The following is a 17400-nucleotide window of genomic DNA, read 5'->3' as shown; positions in this document are numbered from 1 at the left end:
CCGGTCAGATGCCGGCCGGGAGCGGGGCGGCCGCCCGCCGGTTGCTGTGCGCGTTGCGCAGGGTGTCGACGGTGAAGACGGCCAGCGCGAGCCAGACGACGGCGAACCCGACGAGCCGGGCCGGCGGCATGGGCTCGCCGTAGACGAAGACGCCGATGGACAGCTGCATCAGCGGCGTGACGTACTGCAGCAGGCCGATCGTCGACAGCGGCACCCGGCTGGTGGCGGCGGCGAACAGCAGCAGCGGGACGGCGGTGGCCAGCCCCGAGCTCGCCAACAGCAGCGCCTGCCCCACGCCCGCCGTCCCGAAGGCGGCGTCGCCCTGCGCGCCCATCACCGTGATGACGGCCAGCGCCGGCAGGAACACCACCGCCGTCTCCACGAACAGACCGGGCGCGGCGTCGACCCGGACCAGCTTCTTCATCAGGCCGTAGAGGCCGAAGCTGACGGCCAGGGCGAGGGAGATCCACGGCGGGTGTCCGTAGTCGACGGTCAGCACCAGGACCGCCACCACGGCGATCGCGACGGCGACCCACTGCAGCCGGCGCAGCCGCTCCCGGAAGACCAGCACGCCGAACAGGACGCTGACCAACGGGTTGATGAAGTAGCCCAGCGACGCCTCGACGACGTGCCCGGAGTTGACCGCGTAGACGTAGATGAGCCAGTTCACCGCGATCAGCACGGCCGCGACCGCCAGCACGAGCAGCGCCCGCCGGTCGGCGACCACCGCGCGCACCTGGGTCCAGTTCCGTCGGACGGTCAGCAGGAGGCCGACGAACAGCAACGACCAGACCACCCGGTGCGCCACGATCTCCACACCGCCGGCCGGCTCCAACAGGGGGAAGTAGAGCGGGAACACACCCCACAGGGAGTAGGCGCCGAGCCCGGCGAGCACCCCCACGCGCCGTTCGTCCACCGGCGAACCGTACGCCCGCGACCACCGCCCGCCTCCGCCGCCCACGGGCATACCGTGGGCGACGTGCACGCGGGAAGACCCAACCCGGCCCAGTGGCTCTGGTACGCCTACGGCGGCGGCCTGCCGCCCTCGCTGTCGGACTGGGTGCTCGAGGACACGACCCGGCGCACCTGGGTGTGGCGGCACCTGGCCCGCGCCCTGGTGCAGCTGGCCCCGGTGCTGCTGTTGTGCCTGCTGGTCCCGCCCGTCCCCTTCGACATCCGGCTCACCGCGACCCTCGGCGGGGTGGTCATCGGGTTGCTGTTCTCGGTGGCCTACATGACCGAGACGACCGAGCACCGCGCGGTGAAGGCCGGCTGGTCGCCGGGGACGACGGCCGCCCGACGCGCCGAGCGGGCCGAGCGGGAGCGGATCGAGCGCCAGGCCCGGTACCGCTCGGGCGGCGCCGGCAGCTTCGACTGATGAAGGACCCCCGCGCCCCCCACCACTCGCACGCTCGCGGCGGGCCCCTGCACGGGGGCCACACGACCCGCCGGTCGCTGCTCGTCGCCGGTGGTGCCGCACTCGGCGTCGCCGCCTGCGCCCGCGGGCCGCAGTTCCCCGAGGTGACCGGTGCCGGACCGGGCGACCCGGTGGTGGCGCTGGCCGACGTGCCGGTCGGCGGTGGCTACGAGGTGTCGCTCGACGGACGGGCCGTGCTGGTCACCCAGCCGTCGGCGGGCACGGTGGCCGCGTTCGACGCCGAGTGCCCGCACGCCGGCTGCACCGTCCGCGCCACCGACGTCGGGCTGGCCTGCCCCTGCCACGGCTCGGCCTTCGATCCCGCCACCGGCGCGGTGCTGCAGGGCCCGGCCACCGAGCCGCTGACCGCGATCGGGGTGGCGGTGCAGGGCGCCGACGTCGTCCTGACCTGACCTACTGGTCCTCGACGCGGAAGCCGATCTTCATCGTCACCTGGAAGTGGGCGACCTCGCCGTCGACGACGTGGCCGCGGATCTCCTGGGTCTGGAACCACTCGATGTGGCGCACCGTCTCCGAGGCCATCCGCACGGCCGTGCGGATGGCGTCGTCCACACTGGTGGTGGAGCTGCCGACGATCTCGCTCAGCCGGTACACGTGGTCGCTCACGGCGGGACTCCTCGACGCCGGCTGCCCGGGCGGCAGCGCTCGGGCTCGACCTTGGCACGCCCGGACCTGACCCGCGAGCGGGGTGGAGCCCCATGTCCGGATTGAACGGACGACCTTCCGCTTACAAGGCGGGTGCTCTACCACTGAGCTAATGGGGCGACCCGGAGGAGGTTACCGGGGTCGGGCGGACTCGCCGGAGACCCGGCGGTCGGTCAGGTCAAGCGGCGTCGTAGCCGGCCGCGGGGTCACCGGAGACGTACTGCGCCGGGTCGCTGTCGACGGTCGCCCCGGCGGCGAGCCAGCGGGCGAACCCCTCGGGGTCGCGGCGCTCCAGCTCGTCCAGGGCCTCCTGCCGACGGTGCACCAGCTGCTGCCGGGCCACCGGATCACGGGTCTGGGCCAGCGCCGCCGAGGTGCGCACCCACTCCCGACCCAGCGTCGGCACCGACAGGGCGCGCACCCAACCGTCGTCCGCGGGCAGTGGCAGCACGACCGCGGAGGCCTCCCGGCGGTCGGCCCGGACCGACCGAACCGCCCACCGGGCCACCACGGCCAACAGCCCGATCGCCACGAGCAGCACCGTGATCGCGCCGCCCGCCACCACGGCACAGCCGCTGAGCACCAGCAGCACGGCCACCGTGCCCACGGCGCTGCGCCAGGCGGCGTCGACGGCTGCCTGCCCCGGGTCACGAGCTGCTGCGTCCCGGGCGATGCCCGCAGCGAGGCAGGCCGCGACACCCGCGGCCAGCGCCACGGCGATCAGGCCGGGCAACCCGAGCGACACCCCGCCGATCGCCGCCAGCGCGCCGCCGAGGAGGACGAGCAGGCCCAGGAGGGAGCGGGTGAGCAGGGCAGGGAGGGGCACCGGTGGCCTCCAGGGAGCAAGCGGTGGACAGAGCTGGCCCTCCTCTTCCCCGCATCGTGCTTGATCACCCCTGCCGACGTGGCGAGGCGGCGCCCACACGGGCCGGACCACGGCCACCCGCCACCCGACCGGTCTGCGGCACCCAGGGAACTCACAGCTCACCACCAGTCTCGAGCCAGTCCGGGGTAGCACAGTGGTGTCTGCGCGGCGGGGAGGTCCTGCCGTGAGGAGGGACAACCCGTGAGTGAGCAGAACCGTCCGGCCGACGAGACGGGCCACGGCACCGACCGCAGTGCCGGTTCCGGCTGGGCGCCACAGCAGAGCCGCCCGGCGTCCGCCCCCCAGACCCCCGGCTCCGAGCAGCCGATGAGCGCACCGACCGAGCAGTTCCCGACCGCGGCGCAGCCGTCGGCCACCCAGCCGGCGCCCGGCGCGACCACGGCCCACCAGCCGTGGCCGCCGGCCGGCTACGGCACCGCCGGCTACCAGCGCGCCACCGGGGCGGGCGCACCGGCTGGTGCCGTGCCCCCCGCCTTCCAGACCCAGGCCTTCCCGCAGCCGGCCTACGGCCCGCAGCCCTTCCCGTCCGGGACCGCGGCGTTCCAGCCGGCGCGGCGGACCGGGCGCTGGCGGCTGGGCGTGGCCGGACTGGTCGCCGGTGCGCTGATCGGCGGCGGCGCCGGCGCCGGTGTGGTCGCGCTGAGCGACGTGGACACCGTGGTCAGCGCCAGCGGGACGACCACGCAGCCCGTCGTCATCGAGGACGCCGAGCGGGCCACCAGCACGACGGCCGCCGCCGCCGCAGCAGCCCCCAGCGTCGTCACCCTGTACGTGAGCGCCGCCGCGGGCTCGGGGTCCGGCTCCGGCGTCGTCCTGTCCGAGGACGGCTACGTGCTCACCAACAACCACGTGGTGAGCCTGGACAACGGCACCGGTGACGCGACCGTGCAGGTGCGCACCTCCGACGGGACCGTCTACGACGCCACCGTCGTCGGCACCGACCCCAGCAACGACCTCGCCGTGGTCAAGCTGTCGAACGCCGCCGGGCTGACCGCCGCGGTGTTCGCCGACTCCGATGCCGTGCAGGTCGGTGACCTCGCGGTCGCGATCGGTGCACCGCTGGGCCTGACCAACACGGTCACCGACGGGATCATCAGCGCCACCAACCGGGCGGTGCAGGCCGGGTCGACGCAGGACGAGAACACGGTGATCGACGCCCTGCAGACCGACGCGGCCATCAACCCGGGCAACTCCGGCGGTGCGCTGGTCAACGCCGACGGCGAGGTCGTCGGCATCAACACCGCGATCGCCTCGGTCGCCAGCACCGGCCTGCCCGGTCAGGAGACGACCAGCGGGAACATCGGCGTCGGCTTCGCCATCCCGTCGAACACCGCGCAGCGGATCGCCGAGCAGATCATCGACACCGGCTCGGCCACGCACGCCCTGCTCGGGGTGAGCGCCCGCACCGCGGCCGACTCCGGGTCCGCCGTGGGCGAGGGTGCCCTCGTGGCCACGGTCTCCGACGGCTCCGCCGCCGACGACGCCGGCCTCCGGGCCGGCGACGTGATCACCGCGGTGGGCGACCGGCCGATCACGACCTCCACCGAGCTGACCGCCGCGATCCGCAGCGCCGAGCCCGGCGACGAGATCACGCTGACCGTCCGCCGCGACGGGGACAGCTCCGAGGTCGACGTCACCCTGGACGAGACCTCCAACTGAGGAAGGACCCCTCTGCCCCCCACCAGAGGGGCCACCTCTGACCGACGACCCCGGTGCCGAGCCCCCTCGGCCCCGGGGTCGTCGCACGTCCGCAGGAGGGGTGTCCCGACCCGACGCCTAGGCTCGGACGGGTGCCGGGACCCCAGCTGACCACCCCGCTGGTGGAGTCGCTCGACGACCCCCAGCGCGCCCGCGACCTGGCGAAGATGAAGCGGTTGGCCACCGGGCTGTTCGTGCTGGCGGCCCTGGTCTTCCTGGGCTGCGTGCTGCTGGGCGAGGAGACCGGGACCTGGGTCGGGTACGTGCGGGCCACCGCGGAGGCGTCCATGGTGGGGGCGCTGGCCGACTGGTTCGCCGTCACCGCGCTGTTCCGGCACCCGTTGCGGCTGCCGATCCCGCACACCGCGATCATCCCGCGCAAGAAGGACCAGATCGGCACGAGCCTGGGCACCTTCGTGCGGGAGAACTTCCTGACCCGGGCGGTCCTCGACGAGCGGCTGTCCACCGTCGACGTCCCGGGCCGGCTGGGCGCCTTCCTGGCCGCCCCCGGTCGCGCCGAGCGGCTGGCCGGCGACGCGGGCGCCGCCCTCGGTGGACTGACCGACCTGCTCAAGGACGACGAGCTGCAGCCCGCCGTCGCCGCCCTGGTCGACCGGAAGCTCCGCGAGACCCCCGCCGCACCCGCCGTGGCCCGGGGCATCGAGCTCGTCGTCGACGGCGACCGGCACCAGGAGGTGCTCTCCGCCGCGCTCACCGGGCTGGCGAACTTCCTGGCCGACAACCGGCTGGTGTTCCGCACCCGGCTCGGCGACGCCTCGCCCGTCTGGGTGCCCGACTGGGTCGACGACCGGGTGTTCGACCGGGTGTTCGACCTGCTCCAGGGCTTCCTCGCCGAGGTGGGCGAGGACCCCCGGCACGAGCTGCGCCGCAGCTACGACAAGCGGCTGCGGGCCTACGTGCACACGCTGCGCACCGACCCCGAGGCCGCGGCCCGGGTCGAGCGGTTCAAGGAGGAGCTGCTGGACCACCCGGCCGTGCGCACCTGGTCGGGGTCGCTGTGGACCACCGCGAAGAACGCCGTCGTCACCGCCGCGGCCGACCCGGACTCCGAGCTGCGGGCGCGGGTGGTCGGGCTGATCCGGTCCGGCGCGCAGCTGCTGCAGACCGACCCGACCGTCCGCGAACTGGTGCAACGGCAGACCCAGCGGGCCGCCGGGTACGCCGTCGAGCGGTTCTCCGGCGACGTCGCCGACCTGGTGGGCGTCACCGTGGCCCGCTGGGACACCGAGGAGACCAGCCGGCGGATCGAGCTCCAGGTGGGGCGCGACCTGCAGTGGATCCGGGTGAACGGCACGGTCGTGGGCGGCCTGGCCGGCCTGGTCATCTACACCGTCGCCCAGCTGCTCGGCTGAGCCGGCTGCTCAGCCCAGCTGGAACCCGCTCCACCGGAAACCCGGGGACACCACGCAGCTGACCAGCACCTCGGTGCGGGCCGGCAGGGTGCGCTGCCACCGCCCGGCAGGCACCAGCACCTGGACCAGCTCCGGCCCCAGGGTCACCGCCGCGACGCCGACGTCCGGGGTGTCGGCGAGCTGCAGGCCCAGCTCACCCGGCCCGTGCCACAGCCAGAGCTCGTCGGCGTCGACCCGGTGCCAGGCGGAGTGCTCCCCCTCGGCCAGCAGGAAGACGATCGCCGTCGCCGCCGGCCGGTCGCCGGCGACGGCCGAGGACGTCCAGGTGCGCCGGTACCAGCCGCCCTCCGGGTGCGGCTCGAGCCCGAGCCGCACCGCCGTCGCCGGCCGGTCCTGCGCAGCAGGCCCGGCCGGTCCGGTCACCGGCGGGCGGAGGCCGCGGCGTAGAGCGCGATCCCGGCCGCGACGCTGACGTTCAGCGACTCGGTGTCCTTGGTGATCGGGATGGACAGGACGACGTCGCAGCGCTCGCGGACCAGGCGGGACAGCCCCGCGCCCTCGGCACCGACCACCAGCGCGATCGGGTCGGCGAACCCGTCGTAGGAGTGGATGTCCATGTCGCCGTCGGCAGCCAGGCCGACGGTCTGCAGGCCCGCCTCCTGGTAGGAGGCCAGACTGCGGCCCAGGTTGACGGCTCGGGCCACCCGCAGGCGGGCCGCAGCGCCGGCGCTGGTCCGCCAGGCCGAGCCGGTCATGCCCACCGCGCGGCGCTCGGGCACGACGAGACCGTGGGCGTCGAAGGCCGCGGCCGAGCGGATGACCGCGCCCAGGTTGCGCGGGTCGGTGACGCCGTCCAGCGCCACGATCAGCGGCGGGCGGCCGGAGTCGCGGGCGATGTCGAGCAGGTCGTCCGGGTGCGCGTAGTCGTAGGGCGGCACCATCAGGCCGATGCCCTGGTGCAGCGCGTGGTCGCTCATCCGGTCGAACTCGGCCTTGCCCACCTCGAGCAGCGGCAGCCCGCGGTCGGCGGCCAGCTGCACCGACTCGGCGATCCGCTCGTCGGTCCCGCCGCGGCTCGTGTCACCGGTGACGACGTAGAGCGCCGTCGCCGGGATGCTGGCCCGCAGCGCCTCCAGCACCGGGTTGCGGCCCAGCAGCAGCTCGGGGGCCTCGGCGTTGCGCCGCTGCACCCGCTGCCGGTTGTCCTGGCGGGCCGCGGCGGCCTTCGCCGCCTTGTACGCCGGGTGGTGCGGCCGCTCCGTGGCCTTCGGGGTGGCGCCCCGCCCGGCCAGCGACCGGCGGTTCTTGCCCCCGGTCCCGGAGGTCGCGGTCTTCTTGCCTGCGCCGGCCGAGCGGCCGCGGCGTTGACTGTTGCCGGCCATCAGGTCAGCTCCCATCGTGTGCCCTGGGGGGTGTCCTCGACCTGCACGCCCAGGGCGCCGAGCTGGTTCCGGATCGCGTCAGCTGACGCGTAGTCCTTGCGGGCCCTCGCCGCGGCGCGCTGCTCCAGCGCGAGCGCGACCAGGCCGTCGGTGGCCTCGGCCAGGCGGCGGTCGCCGCCGGCCTCGGCCCACTGCGGGTCGAGCGGGTCGAGGCCGAGCACGCCGAGCATCTCCCGGACCGCGCCCAGCGCGGCGGCGAGCGCCTCGTGGTCGTCGGCGGCCAGGGCGCTGTTGCCCTGGGTGACGAGCTCGTGGACCACCGCGACGGCCGCGGGGGTGCTCAGGTCGTCGTCCAGGGCGGCGGTGAACTCGGCGGGCAGCACCGGCTTGCCGGCATCGGCGCCCACCACCTCGGCCGCCCGCCGGACGAAGGAATCCAGCCGCCGGTAGGCGACCCCCGCCTCCTCCAGCGCGGCCTCGGTGAACTCGATCGTGCTGCGGTAGTGCGGAGCCACCAGGTAGTAGCGCAGCTCCACCGGGCGCACGCGCTGGACGACCTCGTCGACCAGGGCGGTGTTGCCCAGCGACTTGCTCATCTTCTCGCCGCCCATGGTGACCCAGCCGTTGTGCAGCCAGTACCGGGCGAACCCGTCCCCGGCGGCCTGCGACTGGGCCCGCTCGTTCTCGTGGTGCGGGAAGCGCAGGTCGAGCCCACCACCGTGGACGTCGAACTCGGCACCGAGGTACTTCTCGGCCATCGCCGAGCACTCCAGGTGCCAGCCCGGGCGCCCGCGGCCCCAGGGGGTGGGCCAGGAGGCGGTGGCGGGGTCGCCGTCCTTGGCCGACTTCCAGAGCGCGAAGTCCCGGGGGTCGCGCTTGCGCTCGTCGGTCTCGGTGTCCGCCGCCGGCTGCAGGTCGCCCAGCTTCTGGCCGGTCAGCTCGCCGTAGCCGGGGAAGGAGCGGACGTCGAAGTAGACGTCACCGTCGACGTCGTAGGCGTGCCCGCCGGCGATGAGCCGCTCGATCAGCTCGACCATCTCCGGCACGTGGCCGGTGGCCCGCGGCTCGTAGGTGGGCGGCAGCGTGCCCAGCACCTCGTAGGCGCGGGTGGCGGCGCGCTCGTTCTCGTACGCCCAGGCCCACCACGGCACGCCGGCGGCCGCGGCCTTGGTGAGGATCTTGTCGTCGACGTCGGTGACGTTGCGGACGTAGGTGACCTCGTCGCCCCGGTGCAGCAGCCAGCGGCGCAGCACGTCGAAGGCGATCGCGAACCGGACGTGGCCGATGTGCGGCGGGCCCTGCACGGTCAGCCCGCAGACGTACATGGAGACCCGTCCTGCACGCAGGGGCGTGAAGTCACGCACGGCGCGGACGGCCGTGTCGTACAGGCGGAGGCTCACCGGGTCGATTCTACGGGCGCGGCGGGCGTGCTCCGGACCACGAGCGCCGTGGCCACCGCCGCCCGGCCCTCGCCGCGCCCGGTGAGGCCCAGCCCGTCGGTCGTGGTGGCGGTGACGCTGACCGGCGCACCGAGGGCCGCGGACAGCACCGCCTCCGCCTCCGCCCGGCGGGGACCGACCTTGGGGGTGGTGCCGATCAACTGCACCGAGACGTTGCCGACCTGCCAGCCGGCCGCGGTGAGCACCTCGCGGACGTGCTCCAGCACGGTGGCACCACGGGCGCCCGCCCAGCGGGGGTCGTCGGTGCCCAGCAGCCCACCGATGTCGCCGAGGCCCGCGGCCGACAGCACGGCGTCGGTCAGGGCGTGCGCGACGACGTCGCCGTCGGAGTGCCCGGCGCAGCCGTCGACGCCCGGCCACTCCAGGCCGGCGAGCCAGCACGGGCGGCCGGCCTCGATCGGGTGCACGTCGGTGCCGATGCCGACGCGGGGCAGCTCCGGGCTCATCGGAGCCGCTCGGTCTGCAGCTCGGCCATCCGCAGGTCGTGCGCGACGGTGATCTTGGCGGCGCGCTCGTCGCCGGCCACGGTGTGCACCGGGATCCCGGCGGCCCGGACCACCGACGCGTCGTCGGTGAACTCGGCCGCGGTGCCGTGCGCGTGGGCGTAGGCGGCCACCAGGGTCGCCCGGTCGAAGCCCTGCGGGGTCTGCACCCGGCGCAGCGGGGCGCGGGGGACGTCGGCGGTCACCACGCCGTCGGCGTCGACGACCACGGTGGTGTCGACGACGGGCAGCACCGGGACGACGGCGCGGGCGCCGCCGGCGAGGGCGGCCAGCACCCGGGCGACGACGTCGGGTGGGGTCAGCGGCCGCGCCGCGTCGTGGACCAGCACCGCGGTGCGCTCCTGGTCCGAGACGTGTTCACGGGCGGCAGCGAGAGCCGCGCGGACCGACGCCGTGCGGGTGTCCCCGCCGACGACGACCTGCACGTCGGCAGGGAGCACGGCGGTGAAGGCCGCCTGCTGCGACGCCGGGACGGCGACGACCACCTGCTCGACCCCGCCGGCACGCAGCGACTCGACCGCCCAGCAGACCAGCGGCCGGCCGCCGAGGGGCACCAGCGCCTTGGGCAGTTCTGCCCCCAGACGCAGACCACTCCCGGCCGCTGCGACGATGCCGACAGCGTGCACGGGAGTGGTCTGGGTGTCTCTGGGGTGGAGCTGGGCGATCAGGAAGCCAGGACCTCGTCGAGGAGGACCTCGGCCTTGTCCTCGTTGGTGCCCTCGGCGAGCGCGAGCTCGCTGACCAGGATCTGCCGCGCCTTCGAGAGCATGCGCTTCTCGCCGGCGGACAGGCCACGGTCCTTGTCGCGACGCCAGAGGTCGCGCACGACCTCGGCGACCTTGTTCACGTCACCGGAGGCCAGCTTCTCGAGGTTGGCCTTGTAGCGCCGCGACCAGTTGGTCGGCTCCTCGGTGTGCGGCGCGCGCAGCACCTCGAAGACCTTGTTCAGGCCGTCCTGGCCGACGACGTCGCGGACGCCCACGATCTCGGCGTTGTCGGCCGGCACGCGGACGGTCAGGTCGCCCTGGGCGACCTTGAGCACGAGGTACGACTTCTCGACGCCCTTGATGGTGCGCTGCTCGATCGCCTCGATGAGCGCTGCGCCGTGGTGCGGGTAGACAACGGTCTCGCCAACAGTGAAGCCCATGTGTATGTGACCCCTTTCGCTCAGCCCAGGTTAGCACGGAAGAATGCCCCCCGGCTCGGCAGAGTCCGCTAAAAGTGCTGGTCAGCGGCGTGATCGAGGTCCGCGCGGGGTTGACAGGGAGGTGGTCGGTGTGCAGTCGGACGGTGTCGGACACCGCTCCGGGCCCTTCGCGACCGCCGCGGCGATGGCCCGCGCGACCCACCTGGAGCCGACCCTGGCGGTCACCACCGTCGCCGTCCTGCTCGCCGTCACCGCCGGCGTCCCGGCCGGGCGGACCGTGCTCGTCGGGATCGCGGTGCTGGCCGGGCAGGCCTCGATCGGGTGGTGCAACGACTGGCTGGACGCCGACCGGGACCGGGCGGTCGGCCGGACCGACAAGCCCGTCGTCCAGGGGGTGGTCACCCCGACGCTGCTGCGCCGGGCGACCGCCGCCGCCGTCGTCGTCGCGGTCGTCACGTCCCTGGCCCTCGGCCTCGTACCGGGTCTGCTGCTCCTCGTGCTGGTCGCCAGCGGGCTGGCCTACGACGCCGGCCTGAAGCGCACGGCCCTGTCCCCGCTGCCCTACCTGACCGGCTTCGGCGCACTGCCCGCCGGGGTGGTCGCCGCAGCGCCGGGCAGCCCCGGCGCACCCTGGTGGCTGATCGCGGCCGGGGCGGCGCTCGGCGGCGCGGCGCACGTGGCCAACGTCGCGCCCGACGTCGACGACGACCTGGCCACCGGGGTCCGCGGGCTCCCCCACCGGGTCGGCGCGGTGCCCTCCGCGGTCACCGGCGCCGTCCTCCTCGGCGCCGCCACCCTGCTGCTGGTGCTGGGACCGCCCGGACCACCCGGCGTGCTCGGCCTGCTGGCCTGTGCGTTCGCCGCCCCGGCCGTGGTCGTCGCCGCGCTCGCCGGCAGTCGGCGCGGCCGCCGGCTCGCCTTCCCGGCGGTGCTGCTGCTGACCGTGCTGGACGTCGCCCTGCTGCTGGCCGGGGGCGCGGCGATCACCTGATGGAGGTCCCTCCCGGCCTCCACCGCTCGCCCGGTCGCGGCGGGCCCCTGCAGGACAGCCGCGGTCAGTGGGGGTCGGTGCCCCGGTCGCGCTCCTGCTCGACGACGGCCTCGAGGTCCTTGAGCCGCCCCAGCCCGGACAACGGCTGGCGCATCCGCCGGTTGTCGGCCAGCCGCTCCCGGTTGCGCTCCAGGAAGGCCCAGTAGCCGGCGGTGAACGGGCAGGCGTCGGGGCCCAGCCGCTTCTTCGGGTCGTACCGGCAGCCACCGCAGTAGTCGCTCATCCGGTCGATGTAGGCGCCACCGGCGGCGTAGGGCTTGGTCGCCAGCACCCCGCCGTCGGCGTGCTGGCTCATCCCGACGACGTTGGCGACCATCACCCAGTCGTAGCCGTCGACGAACATGCGGTGGAACCAGTCGGTCATCGCCAGCGGTTCGATCCCGCGCTGGAGCGCGTAGTTGCCCAGCACCATCAGCCTCGGGATGTGGTGCACCCAGCCGCGCGCCCGCACGTCGGCGAGCACGGAGGACAGGCAGTTCGCGCCCACGGCCTCGGCCTCCAGCTCGCCCATCCAGCCCGGCACCTCCTCGTGGGCGTCGAGGGCGTTGCCGTGCCGGTAGTCGCGCCCCAGCTGCCAGTACAGGTGCCAGATCCAGTCCCGCCAGCCCATCACCTGCCGGACGAACCCCTCGACCGAGTTCAGCGGCAACGGGTCACCGGCCGCCACCGAGTCGCGGTACGCCTGGTCGGCCCGGGTGACGACGTCCGACGGATCGACCAACCCGAGGTTCAGCGGCGCCGACAGCATCGAGTGCGCCAGCCACGGGTCCCCGGCCAGCATCGCGTCCTCGTGCGGGCCGAAGGCGCGCAGCCGGTGGGTGAGGAAGTCCTCGAGCCGCTCCTCGGTCTCGGCGTGCGTGACCGGGAACAGTCGCGGCCCGTCGTCGCCGACGAACGCGACGTCGCCGTCGGCCGCCCAGCGGTCCAGGTCGGCGCGCACCTGCTCGTCGATCTCGTCCTCGACGGGCAGCCACGGCGGCGGGACGCCCACCCGCCCGTCGGCGGGCGCCGGCTCGCGGTTCTCGTGGTCGAGGTTCCAGGTGCCACCGACCGGCTCCGCGCCATCCATCAGGACGCCGTGCACCCGCCGGGCCACGCGGTAGAAGTCGTCCATCAGCAGGCGCTGCCGCGAACGGCCTGCCGCCCAGCGCCGGAAGTCCGCCTGCCGGGTCACGAAGCCGCGGGCCTCGAGCACGGTCACGTCGGGCCGGCGCAGCACCAGGTCCCGCGCCGGCCAGGTGGTCGGCGCGCACACCGACAGGCGCCCGTGGACCCGGTCCAGCGCCTCGGTGTAGGTGTCGGTCTGCAGGAAGGTGGCCTGCTCCCCGAGCTCGGCGGCGCGGTGCCGGAGGGCGGACAGCAGCAGGTGCGCCTTCTGCCGGTGGAACCGGCGGCGGCGGAAGACGCTGCGCGACTCGACCAGCAGCACGGGCTGGTCCGGCGCGTCGAGGAAGTGCGGCCCGAGCTGGTCGGCGAAGCACCATCGGCGACTGCCGGGGTCCTGAGCTGGGAAGTCGGCGAGTGCGGGGTCGCCAGCACCGGGCAGGTCACCCTCAGCACGCGCCGCCACGGCCCTCACCTCCCAGCGCACATCATCGGCCGACGGTTAGGCTCAGTGCGACTCGTGCCACCGGCGTCCTCGGTGGCCGGCACGTCTCTGGAGGTCGACGCTGTGAACCGCGCACCGCGCGCTGCCGTGATGGGTGTCCTGCTGCTCACCCCGATCGGGCTGACCGCCTGCAGCGCCGGGCAGGTCACGCAGACCTCGTCCCAGGAGCCGCTCGCGGGCGTACAGGCCGATCTGGAGGACCTGCAGCTGCGGGCCCTGACCCTGCCGTACCCGACGGGCGGGCAGTACGCCAGCGGGAGCGACGCCCGACTGGTCGGCGCCATCGCCAGCACGGGCATCGAGGGGGACACCCTCGTGTCGATCGAAGGCGAGGCGTTCGACAGCGTCGAGGTCGTCGACCCCGACGCCGCCGAGCTGGCGGCCGACGGCAGCGCGTCGGAGGACCTGGGCCTCACGATCCCGCCCGACGGCATCCTCTACCTGAGCAGCGGCGGCGGCCCCACGGTCGCCCTGGTCGACCTCGCCGAGGAGATCGGCGCCGGGGAGTCCATCGACGTCACCTTCACCTTCGAGGAGGCCGGGGAGGTCACCGTCCCGGTGCCTGTCGGCGTCCCCACCCGTGACCTGCCTCGCGGTGAGGAGTTCGACTTCCACGGCGAGGAGGGCGGCGAAGAGGGCGCCGAGGAGCAGCTCCCCGGCGACGAGGCGCGCGAGGACGAGTCGGCCGACGGCGAGGGCTGAGCCACACCCCGGCCCGGACTGTCGTACCCCGCCGTCACCATGACGGCGTGCCAGCATCCGGTGTGAAGTCCACCCGCCCCGCCCACCGTTGCACCGAGTGCGGCTACACCTCCGCCAAGTGGGTCGGGCGCTGCCCGGAGTGCCAGGCCTGGGGCAGCGTGCAGGAGGTCGGCGCCGTCGGCTCGCCGCTGCGCGCCGTCTCCGCCGGTCCGGTCAGCGCCAAGGCGCTCCCGATCGGTCAGGTGCAGCTCGCCGGCGCCCGGGCCGTGCCCACCGGGATCACCGAGTTCGACCGCGTCCTCGGCGGCGGCCTCGTGCCGGGCGCCGTGCTGCTGGTGGCCGGCGAGCCCGGCGTCGGCAAGTCCACGCTGCTCCTGGAGGTCGCCCACCGGGTGGCCGCGGCCAACGGCCCGACGCTGGTCGTGTCCGGCGAGGAGTCCGCCGCACAGGTCCGGCTGCGGGCCGAGCGGATCGGCGCCCTGCACGACCAGCTCTACCTGGCCGCCGAGACCGAGCTGTCCGCGGTGCTCGCCCACGTGGAGGACGTGGCGCCCACCCTGCTCGTGCTGGACAGCGTGCAGACCGTCCGGTCACCGGCCGTCGACGGCACCGACGGCGGGGCCACCCAGGTGCGCGCCGTGGCCAGTGCCCTCAGCGCGGTGGCCAGGAACCGGAACATGACCACCATCCTGGTCGGCCACGTCACCAAGGACGGCGCGATCGCCGGTCCGCGGGCGCTGGAGCACCTGGTCGACGTGGTGATCTCCTTCGACGGCGAACGCCACTCGACACTGCGCCTGGTGCGGGCCACCAAGAACCGGTTCGGCCCCGCCGACGAGATCGGCTGCTTCGAGATCGGCGACGGCGGTGTCGTCGGCGTCCCCGACCCCTCGCACCTGTTCGTCTCCCGCCGGTCCGCACCGGTGCCAGGCAGCTGCGTGACGGTGACGATGGAGGGCAGCCGGCCGTTGCTGGCCGAGGTGCAGGCCCTCGTGGCGACCGCCGGCGGTGGCGGCTCGCCCCGCCGCGCGGTCAGCGGGCTGGACTCCCAACGGGTCGCCATGATCAACGCCGTGGTCGAACGCCGCGGTGGTGTCCGGCTGGCTGACGCCGACGTCTTCGCCGCCTCCGTCGGCGGCGTCCGGATCGCCGAGCCCGCCGCCGACCTGGCGCTCGCGCTGGCGATCGCCTCGGCCTCGAAGGACCGTCCGCTGCCCGCCGGCCTGGTCGCGATCGGCGAGGTCGGCCTGTCCGGGGAGATCCGGCGGGTGGGGGGCACGGGGCGGCGGCTGGCGGAGGCCGCCCGCCAGGGGTACACGGCCGCTCTCGTGCCCGAGGACTCCGGCCCCGCCCCGAAGGGGATCCGGCTGATCGAGGTGCCCGACCTGGGAGGTGCCTTCGCCCGGATGTGGTGACCCGGCCGTGGTGACGCAGTGCGACCACCACCAGGGTGGACGCCCTGACGGGGGACCCGTGGTGACCGACCCCCTCCCTCCGACCCGTAGAATCGGCCGCCGTACCGCCCGACCGTCAGGAGCTCCCGTGTCCCCCGCTGTGGACCCCGAGGCCGCATTGCGGGAACTGCTCGGTCGCATCGCCCCTGGAACGGCCCTCCGGGACGGGCTGGAGCGGATCCTGGCCGGCCGCACCGGAGCACTGATCGTCCTGGGCTACGACCGCGTCGTCGAGTCCCTCTGCACCGGCGGGTTCGCCCTGGACGTCGCACTGTCGGCGACCCGGCTGCGGGAGCTGGCCAAGATGGACGGCGCGGTGATCGTCTCCTACGACGGCACCCGGATCGTCCGGGCCGGGGTGCACCTGATGCCCGACCCCACGATCCCCACCGAGGAGTCCGGCACCCGGCACCGCACCGCCGAGCGTGTCGCACTGCAGACCGGGTTCCCGGTCATCTCGGTGAGCCAGTCGATGCACATCATCTCGGTGTACGTGGCCGGCCGCCGGTACACCCTCGAACACCCCACGACCATCCTCGCGCGCGCCAACCAGGCCCTCGCCGCCCTGGAGCGCTACAAGCTCCGGCTCGACGAGGTCGCCAGCACCCTGTCCGCGCTGGAGATCGAGGACCTCGTCACGGTCCGTGACGCGATGAGCGTCAGCCAGCGGCTGGAGATGGTCCGCCGGATCGCCGACGAGATCGAGGGCTTCGTCGTCGAACTCGGCACCGACGGCCGGCTGCTCGCCCTGCAGCTGGACGAGATGCTCGCCGGGGTCGAGGAGGACCGCGGACTGCTGGTCCGCGACTACCTCCCCAGCGGTCGCCGGAACCGCTCCGGCGAGGAGGTGCTCGGCGACCTGCGCGCCCTGTCGGCGACCGAGCTGCTCGACCTCTCCGCCGTCTCCCGCTGCTACGGCCTGCCGACCTCCCCGGACGCCCTGGACTCCCCGGTCAGCCCACGCGGCTACCGGCTGCTGGCCCGGGTCCCCCGGCTGCCGGCAGGCATCATCGACCGGCTGGTCGCGCACTTCGGTGGGCTGCAGAAGCTGCTCGCGGCGACCATCGACGACCTCCTGGCCGTCGAGGGGGTCGGCGAGGCCCGGGCCCGCGGCATCCGCGAGGGGCTGTCCCGGCTCGCGGAGACGTCCATCCTCGACCGCTACAGCTGATCGGCCCCGTCCCGAGCTCGCGAGGGATGAGGAGGAGAGCGTGCTCCCTCAGGTCAGGGTGAAGGTGGCGTCGGGGCTGGTCGCCGTGTCCAGCCGGCCGCGCAGCGCGTAGTCCCCCGGCGGCGGTGGCACGCGCTCCGCGGTGCACCCCGGGGTGCTGCTCAACCCACCCCACACCACCGGGAAGACCACGGACTCCCCCGGCTGCAGCGTCCTCGCGTCCGTCGTCTCCTCCGGGAAGCAGTCGTTGCTCCCCCAGACCCGCATGCCGGCCGCGTTGACCATCACGATCTCCTGCAGGCCCTTGTCGAGCGACCGCACACAGGAGACCGGCGAGACGTTCGTGACCACCAGGTCGAACGTGGGCTTGCTGCCGACCGGACTGCTGGCCGGGGTGGGCCGCACCTCCACGCCGATCATGTCGTTGCTGCAGGGACCCCCGTCCAGCTGCGCCGGCTCGGCCGGCGGATCGTCCTGCGGCTGCTCGGCCACCGGTTCCTCGACAGGGCCGGCCGTGGGCGGGGCGGTCGGGAGCTGGACCGCCGCCAGCGACGGCACGATCTGGTCCAGCGCCGGCGCGGGCGCATCACCGGCGGTGCTGAGGACGGTGTCCTCGTCCGGCGACCCGGTGGCCGCCGCGACCCCGAGCCACCCCCCGCCACCGAGGACGCCCACCGCGCAGCCCAGGACCAGCAGGCGCCGTCGCCAGTAGACGACAGCGGGCAACGGGCCGACCGGGTGCAGCACGTCGGCGACGCTAATCGGCCGGCTGGACGCCGACCGCACGCCACGCCCTGACCCGAGGAGGCCCATCGCCTCGGGCTGCTCCCGGACCGCAGTCGACCCGGCGGGTGGTGACGCAGAGTGTCGGCCTGATCTCT

Annotated in this window: 19 protein-coding genes and 1 tRNA gene; 8 read left to right on the top strand and 12 right to left on the bottom strand. The window is 74.5% G+C overall.

Annotation, left to right across the window (positions count from 1 at the left end; translation table 11 throughout):
- Positions 1-4: 4 nt before the first annotated feature.
- The gene (rarD, locus tag O2V61_RS02475) at positions 5-916 is read right to left on the bottom strand and encodes an EamA family transporter RarD (RefSeq protein ID WP_269181750.1); all 912 of its coding nucleotides are present in this window, start codon (positions 914-916) and stop codon (positions 5-7) included.
- 63 nt (positions 917-979) lie between these two features.
- On the opposite strand from rarD, the gene O2V61_RS02470 reads away from it, so the two are divergent.
- A complete protein-coding gene (locus O2V61_RS02470; protein ID WP_269181749.1) occupies positions 980-1378 on the top strand; it encodes a DUF5313 family protein in 399 nt (132 codons plus the stop codon).
- A complete protein-coding gene (locus O2V61_RS02465; RefSeq protein WP_269181748.1) occupies positions 1378-1830 on the top strand; it encodes a Rieske (2Fe-2S) protein in 453 nt (150 codons plus the stop codon). Before O2V61_RS02470 ends, O2V61_RS02465 begins: the two co-directional genes overlap by 1 nt.
- A 1-nt stretch (position 1831) precedes the next feature.
- On the opposite strand, the gene O2V61_RS02460 is transcribed toward O2V61_RS02465, so the two are convergent.
- From O2V61_RS02460 to O2V61_RS02450, 3 genes are all read right to left on the bottom strand, one after another.
- Complete coding sequence (locus O2V61_RS02460; protein ID WP_269181747.1) at positions 1832-2044, bottom strand: dodecin; 213 nt, start codon at positions 2042-2044, stop codon at positions 1832-1834.
- Positions 2045-2127: 83 nt separating this feature from the next.
- Positions 2128-2202 (bottom strand) — tRNA-Thr (locus O2V61_RS02455).
- Positions 2203-2261: 59 nt separating this feature from the next.
- The gene (locus tag O2V61_RS02450) at positions 2262-2909 is read right to left on the bottom strand and encodes a hypothetical protein (RefSeq protein WP_269181746.1); all 648 of its coding nucleotides are present in this window, start codon (positions 2907-2909) and stop codon (positions 2262-2264) included.
- 240 nt (positions 2910-3149) lie between these two features.
- Between O2V61_RS02450 and O2V61_RS02445 the strand changes: the two genes are divergently transcribed.
- A complete protein-coding gene (locus O2V61_RS02445; protein WP_269181745.1) occupies positions 3150-4628 on the top strand; it encodes a S1C family serine protease in 1479 nt (492 codons plus the stop codon).
- A 131-nt stretch (positions 4629-4759) separates the two neighbouring features.
- The gene (locus O2V61_RS02440) at positions 4760-6040 is read left to right on the top strand and encodes a DUF445 domain-containing protein (RefSeq protein ID WP_269181744.1); all 1281 of its coding nucleotides are present in this window, start codon (positions 4760-4762) and stop codon (positions 6038-6040) included.
- Positions 6041-6049: 9 nt separating this feature from the next.
- Here the strand turns inward: O2V61_RS02440 and O2V61_RS02435 are convergent, their stop codons facing one another.
- Genes O2V61_RS02435 through O2V61_RS02410 form a run of 6 tightly spaced genes read right to left on the bottom strand, consistent with a single transcriptional unit; the run spans position 6050 to position 10532 of the window.
- Positions 6050-6463 carry a cupin domain-containing protein gene (locus O2V61_RS02435; RefSeq protein WP_269181743.1) on the bottom strand — a complete coding sequence of 138 codons (414 nt, stop codon included), beginning with the start codon at positions 6461-6463 and terminating at the stop codon, positions 6050-6052.
- On the bottom strand, positions 6460-7422 hold the full coding sequence (gene rlmB / locus O2V61_RS02430) for a 23S rRNA (guanosine(2251)-2'-O)-methyltransferase RlmB (RefSeq protein WP_269181742.1): 963 nt from the start codon (positions 7420-7422) through the stop codon (positions 6460-6462). Before rlmB ends, O2V61_RS02435 begins: the two co-directional genes overlap by 4 nt.
- A complete protein-coding gene (gene cysS, locus O2V61_RS02425) occupies positions 7422-8822 on the bottom strand; it encodes a cysteine--tRNA ligase (RefSeq protein WP_269181741.1) in 1401 nt (466 codons plus the stop codon). The genes rlmB and cysS overlap by 1 nt, the downstream gene beginning before the upstream one ends.
- A complete protein-coding gene (gene ispF / locus O2V61_RS02420; RefSeq protein ID WP_269181740.1) occupies positions 8819-9328 on the bottom strand; it encodes a 2-C-methyl-D-erythritol 2,4-cyclodiphosphate synthase in 510 nt (169 codons plus the stop codon). Before ispF ends, cysS begins: the two co-directional genes overlap by 4 nt.
- Positions 9325-10011: a 2-C-methyl-D-erythritol 4-phosphate cytidylyltransferase gene (gene ispD, locus O2V61_RS02415; RefSeq protein WP_269181739.1), complete on the bottom strand. Its 687-nt coding sequence runs from the start codon at positions 10009-10011 to the stop codon at positions 9325-9327. The genes ispF and ispD overlap by 4 nt, the downstream gene beginning before the upstream one ends.
- A gap of 38 nt (positions 10012-10049) precedes the next feature.
- On the bottom strand, positions 10050-10532 hold the full coding sequence (locus O2V61_RS02410; RefSeq protein ID WP_166753741.1) for a CarD family transcriptional regulator: 483 nt from the start codon (positions 10530-10532) through the stop codon (positions 10050-10052).
- Between the two features lie 130 nt (positions 10533-10662).
- On the opposite strand from O2V61_RS02410, the gene O2V61_RS02405 reads away from it, so the two are divergent.
- Positions 10663-11523, top strand: coding sequence for a UbiA family prenyltransferase (locus O2V61_RS02405; protein ID WP_269181738.1), 861 nt, complete (start codon positions 10663-10665; stop codon positions 11521-11523).
- Between the two features lie 64 nt (positions 11524-11587).
- Here O2V61_RS02405 and O2V61_RS02400 read toward each other — a convergent pair whose 3' ends face one another.
- The gene (locus O2V61_RS02400) at positions 11588-13153 is read right to left on the bottom strand and encodes a cryptochrome/photolyase family protein (RefSeq protein WP_269181737.1); all 1566 of its coding nucleotides are present in this window, start codon (positions 13151-13153) and stop codon (positions 11588-11590) included.
- 102 nt (positions 13154-13255) lie between these two features.
- On the opposite strand from O2V61_RS02400, the gene O2V61_RS02395 reads away from it, so the two are divergent.
- The 3 genes from O2V61_RS02395 to disA all read left to right on the top strand — a co-directional run bounded on the left by O2V61_RS02395 (position 13256) and on the right by disA (position 16519).
- Positions 13256-13894 carry a copper chaperone PCu(A)C gene (locus O2V61_RS02395; RefSeq protein WP_269181736.1) on the top strand — a complete coding sequence of 213 codons (639 nt, stop codon included), beginning with the start codon at positions 13256-13258 and terminating at the stop codon, positions 13892-13894.
- A gap of 47 nt (positions 13895-13941) precedes the next feature.
- Positions 13942-15309 carry a DNA repair protein RadA gene (gene radA, locus O2V61_RS02390; RefSeq protein WP_269181735.1) on the top strand — a complete coding sequence of 456 codons (1368 nt, stop codon included), beginning with the start codon at positions 13942-13944 and terminating at the stop codon, positions 15307-15309.
- Positions 15310-15436: 127 nt separating this feature from the next.
- A complete protein-coding gene (gene disA / locus O2V61_RS02385; RefSeq protein WP_269181734.1) occupies positions 15437-16519 on the top strand; it encodes a DNA integrity scanning diadenylate cyclase DisA in 1083 nt (360 codons plus the stop codon).
- Between the two features lie 48 nt (positions 16520-16567).
- On the opposite strand, the gene O2V61_RS02380 is transcribed toward disA, so the two are convergent.
- Positions 16568-17266: a MucR family transcriptional regulator gene (locus O2V61_RS02380; protein ID WP_269181733.1), complete on the bottom strand. Its 699-nt coding sequence runs from the start codon at positions 17264-17266 to the stop codon at positions 16568-16570.
- Between the last annotated feature and the right edge of the window lie 134 nt (positions 17267-17400).

Source organism: Modestobacter sp. VKM Ac-2985 (genome assembly GCF_026967925.1).
GTDB lineage: Bacteria > Actinomycetota > Actinomycetes > Mycobacteriales > Geodermatophilaceae > Modestobacter.
This window is presented reverse-complemented; position numbering and strand designations above follow the sequence as displayed.